The organism is Streptomyces sp. 135, assembly GCF_020026305.1.
GTDB lineage: Bacteria > Actinomycetota > Actinomycetes > Streptomycetales > Streptomycetaceae > Streptomyces.
The window spans coordinates 4,378,732-4,396,039 of the sequence record NZ_CP075691.1 but is presented as its reverse complement, the minus strand read 5'-3'; the positions used below and the strand labels follow the sequence as shown (position 1 = coordinate 4,396,039).

Annotated in this window: 19 protein-coding genes; 13 read left to right on the top strand and 6 right to left on the bottom strand. The window is 70.0% G+C overall.

All coding sequences use genetic code 11. The features are described 5' to 3' along the window. Positions 1–97 precede the first annotated feature (97 nt). The 4 genes from KKZ08_RS19790 to KKZ08_RS19775 are packed head-to-tail and all read right to left on the bottom strand — an operon-like array spanning position 98 to position 2,476. Positions 98–754 (bottom strand): aminodeoxychorismate/anthranilate synthase component II, encoded by a 657-nt coding sequence (locus KKZ08_RS19790; protein ID WP_223775719.1) that lies wholly within the window; start codon positions 752–754, stop codon positions 98–100. Continuing rightward, positions 751–912 carry a hypothetical protein gene (locus tag KKZ08_RS19785; RefSeq protein WP_107097924.1) on the bottom strand — a complete coding sequence of 54 codons (162 nt, stop codon included), beginning with the start codon at positions 910–912 and terminating at the stop codon, positions 751–753. The genes KKZ08_RS19790 and KKZ08_RS19785 overlap by 4 nt, the downstream gene beginning before the upstream one ends. Before the next feature lie 54 nt (positions 913–966). Further along, entirely contained in the window at positions 967–1,656 is a 690-nt protein-coding gene (locus KKZ08_RS19780; protein ID WP_223779116.1) for a class E sortase, read from the bottom strand. A 49-nt stretch (positions 1,657–1,705) separates the two neighbouring features. Then, a complete protein-coding gene (locus KKZ08_RS19775; protein WP_223775718.1) occupies positions 1,706–2,476 on the bottom strand; it encodes a DUF881 domain-containing protein in 771 nt (256 codons plus the stop codon). A gap of 138 nt (positions 2,477–2,614) precedes the next feature. On the opposite strand from KKZ08_RS19775, the gene crgA reads away from it, so the two are divergent. Then, a complete protein-coding gene (gene crgA / locus KKZ08_RS19770; RefSeq protein ID WP_223775717.1) occupies positions 2,615–2,872 on the top strand; it encodes a cell division protein CrgA in 258 nt (85 codons plus the stop codon). Between the two features lie 247 nt (positions 2,873–3,119). On the opposite strand, the gene KKZ08_RS19765 is transcribed toward crgA, so the two are convergent. Further along, positions 3,120–4,016 carry a rhomboid family intramembrane serine protease gene (locus KKZ08_RS19765; protein WP_223775716.1) on the bottom strand — a complete coding sequence of 299 codons (897 nt, stop codon included), beginning with the start codon at positions 4,014–4,016 and terminating at the stop codon, positions 3,120–3,122. A gap of 145 nt (positions 4,017–4,161) precedes the next feature. Next, complete coding sequence (locus KKZ08_RS19760) at positions 4,162–4,695, bottom strand: peptidylprolyl isomerase (RefSeq protein WP_223775715.1); 534 nt, start codon at positions 4,693–4,695, stop codon at positions 4,162–4,164. A gap of 272 nt (positions 4,696–4,967) precedes the next feature. On the opposite strand from KKZ08_RS19760, the gene KKZ08_RS19755 reads away from it, so the two are divergent. The 12 genes from KKZ08_RS19755 (at position 4,968) to KKZ08_RS19700 (ending at position 17,249) form a co-directional block, all read left to right on the top strand. Next, positions 4,968–5,675: a DUF5324 family protein gene (locus KKZ08_RS19755; RefSeq protein WP_223779115.1), complete on the top strand. Its 708-nt coding sequence runs from the start codon at positions 4,968–4,970 to the stop codon at positions 5,673–5,675. Positions 5,676–5,851: 176 nt separating this feature from the next. Next, on the top strand, positions 5,852–6,784 hold the full coding sequence (locus KKZ08_RS19750; protein WP_223775714.1) for a 3-oxoacyl-[acyl-carrier-protein] synthase III C-terminal domain-containing protein: 933 nt from the start codon (positions 5,852–5,854) through the stop codon (positions 6,782–6,784). A 63-nt stretch (positions 6,785–6,847) separates the two neighbouring features. After that, a complete protein-coding gene (locus tag KKZ08_RS19745) occupies positions 6,848–8,245 on the top strand; it encodes an ATP-grasp domain-containing protein (RefSeq protein WP_223775713.1) in 1,398 nt (465 codons plus the stop codon). Positions 8,246–8,247: 2 nt separating this feature from the next. Then, positions 8,248–9,534: a type III PLP-dependent enzyme gene (locus KKZ08_RS19740; protein WP_223775712.1), complete on the top strand. Its 1,287-nt coding sequence runs from the start codon at positions 8,248–8,250 to the stop codon at positions 9,532–9,534. A gap of 96 nt (positions 9,535–9,630) precedes the next feature. Next, on the top strand, positions 9,631–9,915 hold the full coding sequence (locus KKZ08_RS19735; protein ID WP_223775711.1) for a phosphopantetheine-binding protein: 285 nt from the start codon (positions 9,631–9,633) through the stop codon (positions 9,913–9,915). Between the two features lie 2 nt (positions 9,916–9,917). Beyond that, entirely contained in the window at positions 9,918–10,832 is a 915-nt protein-coding gene (locus KKZ08_RS19730; RefSeq protein ID WP_223775710.1) for a hypothetical protein, read from the top strand. Continuing rightward, entirely contained in the window at positions 10,810–11,610 is an 801-nt protein-coding gene (locus KKZ08_RS19725; RefSeq protein WP_223775709.1) for a hypothetical protein, read from the top strand. Before KKZ08_RS19730 ends, KKZ08_RS19725 begins: the two co-directional genes overlap by 23 nt. Next, positions 11,607–12,767 carry an acyl-CoA dehydrogenase family protein gene (locus KKZ08_RS19720; RefSeq protein WP_223775708.1) on the top strand — a complete coding sequence of 387 codons (1,161 nt, stop codon included), beginning with the start codon at positions 11,607–11,609 and terminating at the stop codon, positions 12,765–12,767. The genes KKZ08_RS19725 and KKZ08_RS19720 overlap by 4 nt, the downstream gene beginning before the upstream one ends. Before the next feature lie 35 nt (positions 12,768–12,802). Next, positions 12,803–13,534: a 4'-phosphopantetheinyl transferase superfamily protein gene (locus KKZ08_RS19715; protein ID WP_223775707.1), complete on the top strand. Its 732-nt coding sequence runs from the start codon at positions 12,803–12,805 to the stop codon at positions 13,532–13,534. Between the two features lie 99 nt (positions 13,535–13,633). Further along, entirely contained in the window at positions 13,634–15,829 is a 2,196-nt protein-coding gene (locus KKZ08_RS19710) for an MMPL family transporter (RefSeq protein WP_223775706.1), read from the top strand. A 230-nt stretch (positions 15,830–16,059) separates the two neighbouring features. Next, entirely contained in the window at positions 16,060–16,350 is a 291-nt protein-coding gene (locus tag KKZ08_RS19705; RefSeq protein WP_223775705.1) for a helix-turn-helix transcriptional regulator, read from the top strand. A 221-nt stretch (positions 16,351–16,571) separates the two neighbouring features. Next, a complete protein-coding gene (locus KKZ08_RS19700; RefSeq protein ID WP_263303351.1) occupies positions 16,572–17,249 on the top strand; it encodes an AfsR/SARP family transcriptional regulator in 678 nt (225 codons plus the stop codon). Positions 17,250–17,308: the final 59 nt, after the last annotated feature.

Genomic DNA, 17,308 nt, shown 5'->3' with positions numbered 1-17,308 from the left:
CCCCCGGCGCCTCCGTGCGCGTAACCGCCGCCGTCCCCGTGCGCGCCGCTCGCGCCGTACGGGGCTCCGGAGGAGTCGTGCTCGGGGCGCAGGGCCGTCACGCCGTGGCCCTGCCCACCACCGGGGCCAGCCCACTCGATCGCTCGACGGCGCCGGTGTCGCCGCACTCCGCCAGCCAGTTGGCGAGCATCAGGTGACCGTGCTCGGTCAGTACGGACTCCGGATGGAACTGCACGCCCTCGACCGGCAGTTCCCGATGGCGCAGGCCCATGATGATGCCGTCCTCCGTGCGCGCGGTGACCTCAAGCTCGGCGGGGACCGTGGCGGGCTCGGCGGCGAGCGAGTGGTAGCGGGTCGCGGTGAAGGGCGAGGGCAGGCCCGCGAAGACTCCCTTGCCCTCGTGGCTCACCAGCGAGGTCTTTCCGTGCAGGAGCTCAGGGGCGCGGTCCACCACGCCGCCGTACGCCACCGCCATCGACTGCATGCCGAGGCAGACGCCGAAGACGGGCACGCCGGTCGTGGCGCAGTGGCGCACCATCTCGACGCAGACGCCCGCCTGCTCAGGGGTGCCGGGCCCCGGCGAGAGCAGGACGCCGTCGAAGCCGTCCTGCGCGTGCCGGAGCTCCACCTCGTCGTTGCGCAGCACCTCGCACTCGGCACCCAGCTGGTACAGGTACTGGACGAGGTTGAAGACGAAGCTGTCGTAGTTGTCCACGACCAGGACGCGGCTGCGGCGGCCGCCGGCGGTACTCACTGGCCGTCCACGGTGACGTCGTTGAAGGGGAGCAGCGGCTCGGCCCACGGGAAGACGTATTGGAACAGCACATAGACCACCGCGAAGACGAGCACCAGAGAAATCAGCGCCCTTACCCATGCGTTTCCCGGCAGATGCCGCCAGATCCAGCCGTACATGCCGTCCCTTCCGTCGCGTACGGCAACGGGCCTCCCTCGCCGTACGGCAACAGACTAACGGCGCAGTGCCTCCGGTTTCCCGGCCTCCACGGGCTGAGTGGCGTCCAGATGCGCCCAGACGATCAGCCGGTGGCTGTGCCCCCACTCCGGTTCACAGGTCGTAAGGGTGAGGTAACGGCCCGGCCCGTCGAAGCCGGATTTGCGCGGGACGGGGTCGATGACGCCGATGTCGCCGGGCAGGGTCCGGTAGGGCTTCTTGTCGATGCGGTACGTGAACCAGGTCGCGCCGTCGGTCAGGACGACGGGGTCGCCGGGGCGCAGCTTCGGGAAGTCCTTGAAGGGGTCGCCGTAGGTGCGGCGGTGGCCGGCCACGGAGAAGTTGCCCTTCTGTCCCAGCTGGGCGGTGGAGGCGTAGTGACCGAGGCCCTTCTTCAGTACGTCGGTGCCGGTGCCCTGGAGCACGGGCTTGTTCCACGTGAAACCGAACCGGGGGATGTACATGACGGCGAAGGGCTTGCCGTCCTTGTAGGGGGCGGGCTTCGCGGGCGATGTCCCGGCCGGCTCGTCGCCCGCCCCCGAGGAGACCGCGCCCTGCGCCCACTGGTCCTGCAAGGCGTCGATCTGGCTGTCCATGGCGTTGTCGGCCTTCACGCCGGTCCAGAACAGGACGTACACGACAAAGAGCACGATCAGCGCGCCGATGGTGACGCAGAGTTCGCTGAACGTCCTGACGAGCACACGCACGGACATACGCACGGACACAGGACGGTCCCTCCCCGGGGCTCGCTCCGTCTCACTCCACAGGCTTCGCGTAGTGGAGATCCACTGTGCCCGAGTAGCCGGGAAGAGTCACCGCCCCGTCGTCGTCCACTTTCCAGCCGAGACCGTACGCGTTGACGTACAGCATGTAGTTCTGGATCTCGGGGGACGCGGCGAGGGCGTCCTTGAGCTTGTCGGGGTCGCCCACGGCGGTCACCTTGTAGGGCGGCGAGTAGACCCGGCCCTGGAGGATCAGGGTGTTGCCGACGCAGCGCACGGCGCTCGTGGAGATCAGCCGCTGGTCCATGACCCTGATGCCCTTGGCGCCGCCCTGCCACAGGGCGTTGACCACGGCCTGGAGGTCCTGCTGGTGGATGACCAGGTCGTTCGGCTGGGGCTCGGGGTAGCCGGGGAGCTTGGCGGTGGCGTCGGGCGGGGCGTCGGCGAGGGTGACCGTGACCGCCTTGCCGCTCAGCTCCTTGGTGCCCGCGTTGGCCTCCAGGGCCTTGAGCCGGGCGTCGTCGGCCTTGGTGGAGCCGTTGTCGCGCTGGGCGAGGGCTTCCACGTCGTCCCGCAGGGAGCCGTTCGACTCGTCCAGTGTGCCGTTCTTGTGGCTGCGCTCCTGAATCAGGTCCGACAGTTTCAGCAGCGAGGCATCGGTGCGGATGTTGGTGCCCTTGGCCGTGTTGAAACTGGTGAAGAAAATCAGGCCCGCGAGCGCGAAAACGGCGCCCGTAAGCACGCGAACCGGACGCCATCGGGGGCGGCGCCCGGCACCTTCGGGGGAGTCGGCAGAATTGCTCAACGTACCCTTATCTCCTTCAGCGCCGCGGAAGCACTACGCTAACGGACGCCCGGGGGAGGCTCAGCTCCCGGTGAAGCCCGCCCGGCCAGACCACAGTTACCTGCGCGGCCACGCAGCGCATCGACAGGAGAGACCCTCGTGCCGAAGTCACGTATCCGCAAGAAGGCAGACGACTACACGCCGCCGCCGTCCAAGAAGGCGACGGCCATCAAGCTGACCAATCGCAGCTGGGTGGCCCCGGTGATGCTGGCGCTCTTCCTCATCGGACTCGCCTGGATCGTCGTCTTCTACGTCACGGACGGCAAGCTGCCGATCGACACGCTCGGCAACTGGAACATCGTGGTCGGCTTCGGCTTCATCGCGGCCGGGTTCGGCGTCTCGACGCAGTGGAAGTAGCCTCTTCCGGCCTCTCCGCGCAAGCCCTGCCCTGAGTTATCCACAGCGCTATCCACACGAGTGGAAAAGGTCTGAAGATCTGTGGATAACTCTCCGCCGGTTGACACCGGTGTGACTGGCTCCTCGCGTTGCCTCCCCGGCTCGCCCCTTGTCCTTCCTGGGGAAACCCAGGTCAGTGACGAGGGGCACAGCTGTTCCCCACAGCGTGCACAGGGTCGAGTACACGCTGTGGACAACGTGCGTCACCTCATGTGAGCTGCCCGGTCCTGACGACCACCATCACCACGGCCGCGAGCAGCACCAGCGCGCAGCTGCCGAACTGGATGAGGCTCCGCCGCTCGCGGGGCGCATGCACCATCGCGTAGCCGACGATGACACCTCCGACGAGCCCTCCGACGTGGGCCTGCCACGCGATGTTGGGCCAGAAGGCCGTGATGAGCAGGTTGATCGCCAGCAGGGCGATGACCGGCCGCATGTCGTAGTTCAGCCGCCGCATCAGGATGGCGGTCGCGCCGAAGAGACCGAAGATCGCGCCGGACGCGCCGAGCGAGGGCTGGTTCTGCTCGTCGAGTAGGTAGGTCAGCGCGCTTCCCGCGATGCCGGACGCCAGATACAGGGCGATGTAGCGGACCCGGCCGAGTGCCGCTTCGAGCGGACCGCCGATCCACCACAGGCTCAGCATGTTGAAGGCGATGTGCATGATGCTGCCGTGCAGGAACATCGCCGTCACGAGGCGGTACCACTGCCCCTCGGCGACACCCTCGACCGACCCGAACTCCGGCACGAACGCCTGACCGAGCAGGACGTACTGATCCGTGAAGCGGTCCCCCACCGACTGCTGCACCAGGAACAGGGCGAGGTTCATCCCCACCAGGATCTTGGTGATCAGGCGCGGGTCCGCGGTGACCGCGCCGCCCGCGACCGTGCGCGGCTGGTTGGCCGCCGGCGCGTGGCCGGTGCCCGAGCCCTCGCGGACGCACTCCGGGCACTGGAAACCGACCGAGGCGCTGATCATGCACTCGGGGCAGATGGGCCGCTCGCAGCGCGTGCAGCTGATGCCGGTCTCCCGGTCCGGATGCCGGTAGCAGCCGGGCAGGCCCGACGCTCCTTGCGGGTCCTGCGGGCTGCCTGGCACCTGGTCCATGGGATCCCCTCAATCTCCGTACGAAGAACACTGTGCGGCGCTGCCTGCGCCGGCGCGGCGCACATGGCAACACGCCGCCCCGCCCTTCCTTACGGATGGGCGGGGCGGTTCGGTTCCCTCGCCGATGGGCTCGGGTACGCGCTGATCAGGCGTCGCGGGTCTCGATGACCACGGACTGGATGACCACGTCGTTGACCGGACGGTCGGTGCGCGGGTTGGTCTTGGTGGCCGCGATGGCGTCCACGACCTTCTGGCTGGCCGGGTCGGTGACCTCGCCGAAGATCGTGTGCTTGCGGGTCAGCCACGCGGTCGGCGACACAGTCACGAAGAACTGCGAGCCGTTCGTGCCCGGACCGGCGTTGGCCATGGCCAGCAGGTACGGCTTGTCGAAGGAGAGGTCCGGGTGGAACTCGTCCTCGAACTCGTAACCCGGGCCGCCCGTGCCGTTGCCCAGCGGGTCACCGCCCTGGATCATGAAACCGCTGATCACCCGGTGGAAGACCGTGCCGTCGTACAGGCGGTCCGTCGTCTTCTTGCCGGTCTGCGGGTGGACCCACTCGCGCTCGCCCTGGGCGAGCTCCACAAAGTTCTTGACCGTCTTCGGCGCGTGATTCGGCAGCAGCCGCACCTCGATGTCGCCGTGGTTGGTCTTCAGGGTGGCGTAAAGCTGCTCAGCCACGATCTGCCTTCCGTTGTCTTCTGTGACACCCCGATCCTCGCACGGACCGGATCGGGACGAGTAGCCACCGAGTGGGCGCGCGCCGAAGCGATCCGTGGCATTGTCGGCGAAGAGGTCTTCTCGCACCGATTCTCCGCCTGATCAAGGGCCAGCCGGGTACACGTGACTGAGCCGGATGCCCGTCCTCTCATACCTGGGGGCGATCCGGAAGGCATGATCCTTGAAAGGGTGGAAAGGTGACATACGTATACGCCACCGAGGAGGAGGATCACGTGACCCGCATCGACAGCGTGCGCGCCGCGACCGGCTCGGCCAAGGACAGCGTGCGGCACGCCGCGGACGCGGTGGCGCCATACGCCGACACGGCCAAGGACCGGGCCGCACAGTACGCCCAGGAGGCGCGTGCGCGGCTGGCGCCCAAGGTGTCGCAGGCGGCCGAACAGGCCCGTGTCCAGTACGGCGCCCACGTCGCCCCCCGCGTCGAGCAGGCGCGTACGCACGTGCCGCCGAAGGTCGACCATGCCGCGCAGGAGGCCGCCGCACGCACCCGCAAGGCCGCCCGACAGGCGGCCGACTACTCCAAGCCCCGCATCGAGCACGCGGTGGCCGCCGCGCAGCCCGTCCGCGAGGAAGCCGCCTCCCGCAGCGCCGCGGCCCTCGCCGCGCTGCGCGGTCAGGTCTCGGCCAAGGAGATCCAGCGCCTGGTCCGCAAGCACGAGCGCCGGGCCAGGAACGGTCGCATCGCCAAGAGGATCGCCGTCTTGGGCATCCTCGCGGGTGGCGCCATCGCCGCCTGGAAGTGGTGGGACAAGCAGGCCAACCCCGACTGGCTGGTCGAGCCGCCCGCGGCCACCGAGGTCCCGGACACCACGCCGCTGACCTCGGTCGACGGCAGCGACCAGACGTCCCTCGACCCCGAGGTCCAGGCCAAGCAGGCCGAGGCGGAGGCCGAGGAGGCGGACCGGGACAAGCGGAGCTGACCCCAGCGGCTCACCCGCGCCACCCGGCGAAGACGCGACGCCGAGGGACGGCGGACCACACGGTCCGTCGTCCCTCGGCGTTTCGGCGTTTCACGTGAAACAGTGCCGCGCCCACCTCGCGGAACAGTCAGTCCACCGTCACCGGGTCGTCAGTGTCTCCGGCGACTGTTACCGCCATGACGTCGATCGTGGCGGTCTCCAGCTGCCTTCCCGACACCATCCCGATCTCCCGCTTCCAGAAGGAACTCCAGCTCACAGATGTCCAGCTAAGGCGTTACGAGCGTTTCTACGGGCTGTCCGAGGTCTGCCGGGACCCGCAGGCGACCGAGCCCGAGCTGCTCCTGCGGGCCGCGACGAAGCTCGTGGAGTTGCGGGGACAGGAACAGCGCGTCAAGTACGTCCTCCAGGCGCGGACCATGCCCTCGCCGCTGCCGTACCCACTCACCTCGCTCCGCCCGGTGCAGGCCGAACTCGGCCTGGAGCACGCCGCCGGGTTCGTCGTCTCCCACCACGCCTGCGCCTCGGGGCTGCTCGCCGTGGACATCGCGGGGACGCTGCTCGCCGCCGACCCGGACCCGGACGCGCTCGCCCTCGTCCTCGCCGGGGAGAAGGTGTGCACGGTCCAGACGCAGTCCATCCCTGACGTCACGGTGATGGGCGAGGGCACGGTCGCCGTTCTGGTGAGCGCGAACCCTGCCGGGGGCGACCGGATGCTCGGGTACGCGGCGCGCACCCACACGCGGTTCGGCGACGAGTTCATCATGGGCGCCGAGGCGGCCAAGGAGTTCCAGGACCTCTACGGGCCCGGCCTGTGCGAGGTGATCAGCGCGGCCCTGGAGGAAGCGGGGTGCGGCCTCGACGACCTGGCACTCGTGCTGCCGCACAACGTCAACCGGCTGTCGTGGATCGGCGTCTGCAAGACGCTCGGGCTGCCCCTCGACCGGGTCTTCCTCGACCTGGTGCCGGAGACCGGCCACTGCTTCTGCGCCGATCCCTTCATCAATCTGCAGAGGGCCGGGGAGCTGGGACGGCTACGGCCCGGCGACCGCTACCTCATGACCAGCGTGGGGCTCGGGGCGACCTTCGCCGCCATGGTCTTCGAGCACTGAGTACCCGTCAGCCGTACACCGCGCACCCGAGCGGGCGCACACAGAGAAATGAACGAGGTCGACATGCATCTTCCGTCCGCCGGCTTCAGCGGGCGCCTCAAGCACGCCGTCACCGGGGCCGTCGACACGCCCCTGGTGTTCCTGGGCAACTTCGAGGTGGAGAACCAGTGGGCGCTCGGCGAACCGGCGCTGCCCCGGGTCGCCTCCCACGCGGGGAGCGCCGTCGTGAACCGCATGGACGAGTTCGCGCTGCTGCTCGGCGGCAAGGACGACCACGTCGTCCTCAAGACGCCCCTGGACGACGGCTACCGCGCCTACTTGGAGGGGCTCGGCCTCACCCTGCCCACCGTGCACGTGGTCGCCGACCAGGACCCGCAGCGCACGGTCAGCGAGGACGCCCTCGCCGACCCGGAGCTGCTGCGCACCCTGTCAGCGCTCGCCGACGACGGGGCCCGGCTGACGGCGCACGGCATCTCCACCGTGGAGGAAGAGCTGGCCGAGCGGACCGGGCTGCGCCTGGGCGCTCCCCCGGCCGGCGTCTGCAAGCGGGTCAACAGCAAGGTGTACAGCCGCAGGCTCGCCGATGAGCTCGGCATCCGGCAGGCGCGGGGCTGGGCCTGCGAGACGCTCGACGAACTGGCCGATGCCGTCACCGCGGCCGGGGAACTGCTCGACGCGGGGCGCAAGGTCGTCGTCAAGGACGCCTTCGGCGTGTCCGGCAAGGGCATCGTCGTCCTCGACAGCGCCAAGCGTCTCGCCCGGCTGCACCGGATGGCGGTCGCGCAGGCCGAGCGCGCGGCGGCCGCCGACGGCACGAGTCCGCGTACCGCCCTCGTGATCGAGGAGTGGGTCGCCAAGCGGGCCGACCTCAACTACCAGTTCACGGTCGGCCGGGACGGCTCCACCCACTTCGACTTCGTCAAGGAACTGCTCACCGAGAACGGCGTCCACAAGGGCCACCGCATGCCTGCCCGGCTGAGCGAGGAGCAGGTCGAGGAGATCACCCGCACCGCGCACCGGCTCGGGGAGCGGCTCCACGCCGACGGCTACTTCGGAGTGGTCGGCGTCGACGCGATGGTCGACCCGGACGAGGGCCTCTACCCCGTCATCGAGATCAACGCCCGCAACAACATGTCCACGTACCAGAACGTCGTGCACGAAGGGCTCGCCGGCCCCGACGAGGTCGCCGTCGCCCGGCACTTCACGGTCCGCCTGGACCGGCCGCTCCCCTTCGCGGAGCTGCGCGAGGTCCTGTCCGGGCTGCTGCTGGAGGAGCGGGGCCCGCGCCCCCACGGCCTCTTCGTGAACAACTACGCCACGGTGAACGCCGCCGCCACCGACGGTGCGGACGGCTTCGAGGGCCGGCTGTACGGCGTGCTCGTGGCGGCCTCCGACGACCTGGTCGGCGCACTCGACGCCGACATCACCCGCCGCCTCGCGGCCCACACGGAACGGAGCTGAACGTGAGCGTCGCATTTGAGGTGCAAGGCGTCGGCATCACCGAACTCGCCGAGGAGTTCGGCACCCCCCTCTACCTGTACGACGGCGAGGAGATCACCACCCGCTTCCAGGGGCTGCGCGAGCAGCTGCACCCCTCCCTGGAGGTCTTCTACTCCCTCAAGGCCAACCCCAACATCTCCATCTGCTCCCTGCTGTACCGCTGCGGTGCCCGGGCCGAGGTCTCCTCGCTGACCGAGCTGGTGACGGCGCGCCGCGCGGGTGTCGCACCGCGCGACATCATCTTCCTCGGCCCCGGCAAGAGCCGCGCCGAACTGGCGGCCTGCCTGGACGAGGGCATCTACGCGCTCGTCTGCGAGTCCCTCGGCGAACTGGCCCTCATCGACGAGGTGGCGCGTGAGCGCGGCGTCACGGCGCGCGTCGCGCTGCGCGTCAACCCGAGCTTCTCCGTGAAGGGCTCGGGCCTGACGATGGGCGGCAAGCCGCGCCAGTTCGGCATGGACGAGGAGCAGCTCCTCGCCGAGACCCCGGAGCTGGCCGCCCGCTACCCCGCCGTGCGGCTCATGGGCGTCCAGGTCTACCTGGGCACGCGCATCCTCGGCGAGGAGACGGTCGTCGAGAACACCCGCCGCATCCTGGACCTGGCCGAACGCGTCTCGGCCCACCTGGACTTCCCCCTGGAGATGGTCGACATCGGGGGCGGCCTCGGCATCGCCTACTTCGACAACGAGAAGGACCTGGACCTCGCGGAGCTCTCCGCACACCTCAACCCCCTCATCGAGGGGTTCACGTCCCGGCACCCCGACACCCGCATGATCATGGAGTTGGGCCGCTTCCTCGTCGCCGCGTCCGGCACCTATGTGACGCGCGTGCGCTACACCAAGACGTCGATGGGGGAGAACTTCGCCGTCACCGACGGCGGCACCAACCACCACATGGCGGCGGTCGGCATCGGCTCGTACGTGAAGCGGAACTTCCCGATGGCCGCCCTGGAGCGCATGGACGAGCCGGCCACCGAGCCGTGGCACATCACGGGACCGCTGTGCACCCCGAACGATGTCATCGGCAAGAAGGTGCCGATGCCGGCGCTGCGGGCCGGCGAGCTGGTGGGAGTGCAGCGCTCCGGCGCCTACGGCCCGACGGCCTCGCCGGTGCACTTCCTGAGCCACGGATACCCGGCGGAGGTCCTGGTCCTGGACGGCCGGGCGCGGCTGATCCGCGAGCGGGACGACGTCGAGGTGATGCTCGGGCGGCAGCGGCTGTACGACGCCACGGGCACCGACGAGAGCTGAGCCCCGCCCGCCGGACCGACCGTCCCCGCGCCCGCGTCACCCACGCACCGAACCATTCACCCGCCGAACGACCCACCCCTGAACAAGGAGATCGACATGACCGAGAACACCGCAGTCGCCCTGAGCACCGCGGACCGCGAGCGGTATGTGAACGCTGTCCGCGAAGGCCTTTCGGAGGTCCTGAACAAGGACGTGACCGGGGCCGAGGAGAGTGTGCGGCTCTTCGACGAGCTGGGCCTGGACTCCAGCAGCGCACTCGAACTGCTCATCACCATCGAGGAGATCCTCGGCGTCCAGTTCGACGCCGATGAGCTGGAGATGACGCACTTCGAGACGGTGGGCTCCCTCGCCGGCTTCGTCGCGGCGGAAACGAGCGGCTGAGCATGTTCCGCACGACTGCGCCCGTGCGGCGTCCCCCCGCCGGGGCCGACACCCCGGCGGCCGTGCCCCGGATCATCCGGGCGGCGCGGCATACCGCGCCGGAGCCGGGCGGGGTCTACGAGCCCGATCCCGTGCGGGAGGGCTTCTTCCGCGAGATGGGCGCCCCCTACGGGGCGTCCTTCGACCGCGAGCGGTACGCCGCCTCGGGCCGGCGCACCTCCGTGGAGCTGGCGTACGGCGCACTCGACGCGTTGGGGCCGCTGTCCGCGCAGGAGTGCCCCGAGGTGGTGGTGGTCGCCTACGCCACCCCGGATTTCGAGCACGCCGAGCTGGTCGCGTCCTGCCTGAAGCGGCGGCTGCCGGGCGAGCCCCTGTCGTTCGCCCTCTCCGACCAGGGTGTCCTCGCGCCGTTCAGCGCGCTGCGGGTGGCGGTGGAGTACGCCCGACGCTGTGGCTTGTGCCGGCTCCTTGTGATGATCGTCGATCAGGGCACACAGCCGTACGCCGTGCCGGACTCGGGCCAGGCGGCCGTCCGTGCCGACGCGGCGGTGGCGCTGCTCGTGGAGTGGCCGGGGGGCGAGGGCGCCGTGCGGGGCATGGCGCAGGGCAGGCCGTCGGCCGAGGTCTTCACGCAGTGGGACGAGCGGGCGGCGGTCGTGGCCGGGGCGGGTCTCCCCGCTCGCGGAGCCGATGAGGAAGGCGCGGCGGGGCCCACGCTCCCGCCGCGCGGCGAAGTGGTGGCGAGGGGTGCGCTCGGGCAGCCGTGCACGGGCGTGTGGACCGCGCTCCTGGAGGCCGCGGCCCCGGCCCGGCACCTGGTCGTGGCCGACTACGACCGCGAGCGGGACTTCTTGGCCTACTGCACGCTCGACACGGGGGAATGGGGGACTGCTGATGGTCTCGGCCGAGGTGCGTGAGCACGGACACGAGGCACGGGTGAACGCACGCGCGGACGGATTGGTGCCCGCGCTGACGCTGCTGGCCCGGGCCCTGTCCCCCGGGGTGCCGCCACGCGGGCCGCGTGGCCATGCCGTCCTGCCGAAGGAGCTGCTCGACGAGTTCGCCGCCATGGAGGGCTCGCGGGACGCCCGGAGCGGGAGCGACGGAGGCCGGAGCGCGAGCGAGGACGAGGAACCGCTGCCGGGCCTCGCCGTCCTGCGGCCCGGTGCGGGCGGCCGGGAACCACGGCCCGGCGCCGGACCCGCGCCCCTCGACTGGAACGCCAGTCTCGCCTGGCTGCGGCTCGGCATGTCCGAACGGCTGCGGGACGACTGCATCGCCTATCTGGCGGCACGGCAGGTCGAAGGGGTCTCGCTGCTGATGCAGCAGATGGTCAAGGGCGCGCTCGCCGACGTGCTGATCGAGCACCTGGAGATCGAGGGCGTCCTCGATGACCTCGCCGACGGCGCCGCGGCCGACGACACGCCCCTCGGCCCCCGCCTGCCGGTGGACGAGCACACGCTCACCCGGATCCAGGCGCAGATCACCCGGACCGACCGGGCGCTGCTGCGGCTGCTCGGCGCGCACGGCTTCACCTCGGCGGGGCCCGGCACGGCCGCCCACGCCTCCGAACTCCTCGCCGACGTGTACTGCGGGCCACGGCCCGGCACCTCGTACGAGACCGACCGGACCGGCGATACCGGTGACACCAGCCATACCGGGCATACCGGCCATACCGCCAAGGGGGCCGTGTGATCAGCCTGCCCGGCTCGCTCCTCACCACGCACCGGTACGTACGGGACTGGGCCGACGGCCTGCGCGCGGGCGCCCTGGAGCTCGACCGGGACCCGGACGCCATCCACCGGTACCTGGACCTGCCCGCGGTGCGCTTCCTCGCCGGGCACGAGGTCCCGCCCGGCTGGGAGCGGTCGAGCCGGGACGCGGGCAGCGGTCCCGCGCACGGACTGGCCACGCTCGAACGGGTCCTGGTGAGCGAGGAACTGGCGCGCGGTGACGCCGGGATGATGCTGGCCTCGCCCGGCCCCTCGATGTGCGGGGTACTGCTGGGCGTCCTCGGCAGCCAGGAGCAGCGGGACTGGGTGTACGGCAGGCTCGCCGAGCGCCCCACCTGGACCTGCTTCGCCCTGACCGAGCCCGAGCGGGGCTCCGCCATCGGGGAGATGACCGTCACGCTGACCCCGGCGGGCGACGGCTCCTACGTCCTCGACGGCCAGAAGCGGTACGTCGGCAACGCCGCGCGCGCCGACATCGCCGCCGTCTTCGCGCGCGTCGCCGGTACCGAGCGGCTCGGCGTGACGGCCGTCCTCGTGGACACCTCCGACCCCGGCTTCCGGGCGGAGCCGCTGCCCACGGTCGGGCTGCGCGGCGTCCAGCTCACCCACATCACGCTCGACTCGGTACGGGTCCCGGCCGGGCGGGTGCTCGGCACGCACCTCCCGCCGACGCGCCGCGGCATGTGGAGCATCGTCAACGTCTTCAACCAGCTGCGCCCCAGCGTCGCGGCGATCGCCCTCGGCATCGCCCGCGCGGCCCACGAGTACGTGGCCGAGCACCGGCAGCTGCTGCGGGGCGCGGAGCGCGAGCTGTTCGACGAGCTGGGCCGGCGCATCGACGCCGCCCGGCAGCTGACCTACCGCGCCGCTCGCGCCGTGGACGCCCGGCCGTCCGCGGGGCATCTCGCGTCGGCGGCGAAGGCCCGCGCGTGCGAGCTCGCGGAGGACGTGACGATCCAGGCCCTCGGCTTCTTCGGGCCCGGCGCCCGCCTCGACCACCCGCTCCTGGACAAGCTCGCCAGGGACGCGCGGGGCGTGGAGTTCATGGAGGGGACGCGCACCATCCAGAAGCTCAACCTCTTCCAGGGGCTCCACACGGGGAAGGTGGGGAGACGCTGAACCGGGCACCCCTTCGCCGTGAGACGGACCAGGTGGTGGTGTGGCACATACCGCTCGGTGCGGGGAGCGGCCCGGACGGGTATCCGCCCGCCCTCGAAGACCTCCTCGACGAGGAGGAGACGGCGCGCGCACGCCTCGGACTGCGTCCCGGCATGCGGCGCCGTTTCGTGATCGCGCACGCCGCCGCACGGATCATCATCGGTGAGCACGTGGGCCGGGCGCCGGACACCCTGCGCTTCGAGCGGGGCCGCTGGGGCAAGCCGCTCGTCGCGGGGGCGGGGCGACCGCACTTCAACCTGTCGCACTCGGGTGACCTGGCCCTGCTCGCCCTGGCTCCCCGGCCGGTCGGCGTGGACGTGGAAGAGGCCCGCGCGGACTTGGACGGCATGCGCCTCGCTCAGCGCTTCTTCCCGGAAACGGAAAGGCAGTTGGTGGCATCCGGCGGCCGCGCGGCCTTCACGCGCCTGTGGGTCAGGAAAGAGGCGTGTGTGAAGGCCGCGGGCGCCCGGCTCACTCAAGGTATGGGACTCCCTGTCGCCCACGCCGACGGGCAGGCTATTGTGCGGCCCTCCACCGGGCCGCTCACCGGGCCCTGGAGAGTCGCCGACCTGCCACTCCCCGAAGGACGTGCCGGAGCCGTTGCGTTGGTGGGCGAAAGGCCTTTTCATGTGTCGCTGAGGATGTGGTGTCCCGCCGTGTCAAGTGGAAGAAACTCCCCCTCCAATCAACGTACTTGTACCCGTGGCCCGGAATCGGGGCGTCACTAGATTGAAAGCGTAAGAGCGCGCGGTAAAGACCGGCCGGAACGTGAAGCCAGGCCTGCGTCCCGCGATCCCGTGTTTTCGTTCGAGGAGGGGAAAGTAATCGTGGGAGGCAGGAACCTGATCACCAGGTCCGCCCGGTGGAGCGCCGTCCATCCGTGGTGGGCGATGACGCTCTGGGTGGTGTTCGTCCTGGGCGCGCTGGTGGTCGGCGGCATGGCCGGTACCCGGTCGGCCACCGACTCGGACCTGGCCATAGGCCAGTCCGGCCGGTCGGCCGCCATCGCCAAGAGCGGCGGCCTGGAAGACCATGCGGTGGAGAACATCCTGGTCACTCCGTACCGGGACAAGCTCGACCCGGGTGTGGCGCGGGCGGCGGCCGACGACGCGGTGGCCGCGCTGAAGGGCGCCAAGGGCGTCGCCTCGATCGGCAGGCCCGTCCGGGCGCCGGACGGCTCGGCGCTGCTGGTGCCGGTGACGCTCAAGGGCGATCCGGAGACGGCCGCCGACCGGGTGCAGCCGCTGCTCGACAGGCTGGACGAGACCCGCCGGTCCCACACGGACGTACGCGTCGAGCTGGTCGGCGCCGGGACCATCAAGGCCGGCCTCGACGACATGCTGGCGAAGGACCTCACGAAGGCGACCGGGCTGAGCCTGCCGGTGACGCTGATCGTCATGGTCTTCGTCTTCGGCGCGATCGTCGCCGCGAGCGTCCCCGTCGTCCTCGGCATCTCGTCGGTCCTCGCCGGCCTCGGCCTGTGGGGGGTCGCCTCCCAACTCGTGCCGGACCCGGGCCCGGTGACGCACATCATCGTCCTGATGGGGATGGCCATCGGCGTCGACTACTCGCTCTTCTACCTCAAACGGCAGCGCGAGGAACGCGCTCTCGGCGCCCGCAACATCGACGCCATCGAGATCGCCGCGGCCACCTCCGGCCACTCCGTGATGGTGTCGGGCCTGGTCGTCATGGTCTCCATGGGCGCGCTCTACCTGGCCGGGCACATCGCCTTCGAGTCGATGGCGACCGGAGCGGTGCTGGTCGTCGCCATCGCGATGCTCGCCTCGCTGACCGTGCTGCCGGCCATGCTGTCCAAGTTCGGCTCCTACCTGGACAAGCCGCGGGTGCCCCTGGTGTGGCGACTCACGCAGAAGGGCGGCCTCAAGCCCCGTCTGTGGTCGACGATGCTCAAGCCGTCCCTGCGCCACCCGGTCATCGCCCTGGTGCTCTCCGTCGGCGTACTGCTGGCCCTCGCGCTGCCGGCCCTCGACCTGAAGCTGAAGGCCACCGGCATCGACGACCTGCCCAAGTCGATACCCGCGATGCAGGCCAACGCGCGCCTGACCCAGTCCTTCCCGAGCCAGGCGGACACCCACACCGTCGCCGTGAAGGTGCCCGACGGGCAGCGCGGCGAGCTGCGCACCGCGGTCGCGGCGCTGGTCGAAAGCGCCGAGCGGAACAAGCTCTTCACGCACACCCCGCCGCCCGAGGTCCATACGTCCAAGGACGGCACGGTCGCCACGATCGCCGTCGGCACCCGCTTCAACAGCAGCTCCGAGAAGGCCCGGGAGTCCCTGTCCGTGCTGCGCGAGGACATCGCGCCGAACACCGTCGGCTCGGTCGAGGGCGCCGAGTTCGCGGTCGGCGGCAGCGACGTGGCCTACGACGTGGACTACCGCGCGAACGTCGTCGAGAAGATGCCCTGGGTGCTCGGTGTCGCGCTGCTGCTGACCTTCCTGGTCATGGCCATCGCCTTCCGGTCGCTCATGCTCGCCCTGATCACGGTGGTCCTCAACGTCCTGTCTGCGGTGGCGTCGTTCGGCCTGCTCGCGCTGATCTTCCAGCGGACCTGGGCGGAGGGCATCCTCGACTTCGAGTCCACGGGCCGGGTGGTGGCCTGGCTGCCGCTGATGCTCTTCGTCATCCTGCTGGGCCTGTCGATGGACTATCACGTCTTCGTCGTCAGCCGGATCAGGGAGGCGGCGCGCGGCGGGCTGTCCATCCGGGACGCCGTCGAGCAGGGAATCACGCGGACGGCGGGGGTGGTGACGAGCGCCGCGGTGGTGATGGTCTGCGTGTTCGCCCTGCTCGCCTCGTTGAACTTCATCGAGATGAAGCAGATGGGCGTCGGCATGGCGTGCGCGGTGTTCCTGGACGCCACGCTCATCCGGATCGTCGTCCTGCCGGCCGTGGTCACGCTGCTCGGCTGGAAGACGTGGTGGCCCTCGCGGCTCGCGCACCAGGACGAGTCGAAGCCGACGCGCCTGCCGGCCGCGGTCGAGGAGCGAACGACCGTCTACTGACCGGTATTCAACTCCCGAAAGACATATCCCCGGCTGCTGGGGGAGGGCAAGAGCCCTCCCCCAGCAGCCGTCTTTGCATGCTCTTCGCCTGGCGGACCAGCTGGATGTCCTGTGTTCAACTTGTGATGGCTGTGGCTGAAAGTGGTGGGAGTTGTAGACTCGCGTGTGCGTTCGCTGGCGACCTTACGGCGTACGCACAGGGGGAGTAGGTCGACCAGGGGGAGCGAGTCATGGGCAATGACGCCGAGGTGCCCGCGGTGCGTTGGCAGATCGAGCTCGCTCGGGTGGGGTCCCTCTCCGAACGGGAGACCCAGGTATTCGGATTGCTGGGGGCCGGTTATTCCAACCGCGGTATCGCGGCCCGGCTCCACGTCACGGAACGCACGGTCAAGGCCCACGTCGCGGCCATTCTCGCCAAGCTGGAAGTGGAATCCCGACTTCAAGTCGGCCTGGTGGCCCAGGCACATCAGCTCATGTACGAAGGTACAGTGCCGGATCAGCCGACTGTGACTGATAATTGACCGGTTAGGGGTTTACCCCAGGCTTTCCCTCTGTCAGACCGGGCCGAACAGTCGACCGCTGTTTTGCGCCCCGGGCCCGACACCGCAAGGTGCAAGGTGGGATTCTATGGCTTCAATTCTTAGCTAGGGGACGGGAATTGGTACACATCTCCATATTGGGCCCGCTGCTGATCGGGGACGGTCATAGAACCGTCGGCATGCGGGCGAAGAAGAATCGAGTCATGCTCGCGATGCTGGCCCTGAACTCCGGGCTGGTGGTCGCATTTGATGAACTCATCGACGAGTTGTGGGGGGAGACCACACTCAAGAACGCGCGGAACGCCCTGCATGCGAACGTGAAGCGCATGCGCCAGTCATTGGGGGAACTGGGCCTCGACGGCCCCGACCGGGTCCACATCCGTACGGTGGACAACGGCTACGTCCTTGAGGCCCCTGAGGGCTCCCTGGACGCGTACCGCTTCCTGCGTACGGCGGAGAAGGGCGCGAGCCTGGTCGACGAGCGGCCGCACGAGGCCATGGACCTGCTGCGCGAGTCCCTTTCCATGTGGCGGGGCCCCGCCCTGCTCGACGCCAGCGACGGCCCGCGGTGCAGAGCCGTGGCGCTCCGTCTCGACGAACAGCGCAAGACCGCGAGGGAGAATCTCATCGCGGCTCAACTCCAGGCCGGCGAAGCGGGGGTCGTCGTCGCCGAGTTGAAGCAGCTGCTCGCGCAGTATCCGGAGCGCGAGCGGTTCAGCGAGCAGCTGATGATCGCCCTGTACCGCTGTGGGCGGCAGTCCGAGGCCGTCGATATCTTCCACCGCACACGCAAGTGGCTCGACGACGAGCTGGGGCTCAAGCCGAGCCGCCGGCTGCACCACCTCTACCAGGCGATCCTGATGCAGGACCCCTCGCTCTGAGGTCCGGGTGACAGCCGTTCACCCTGTCGCGGCGCGGCTCCGTAGCGAGCTGCGCGCCG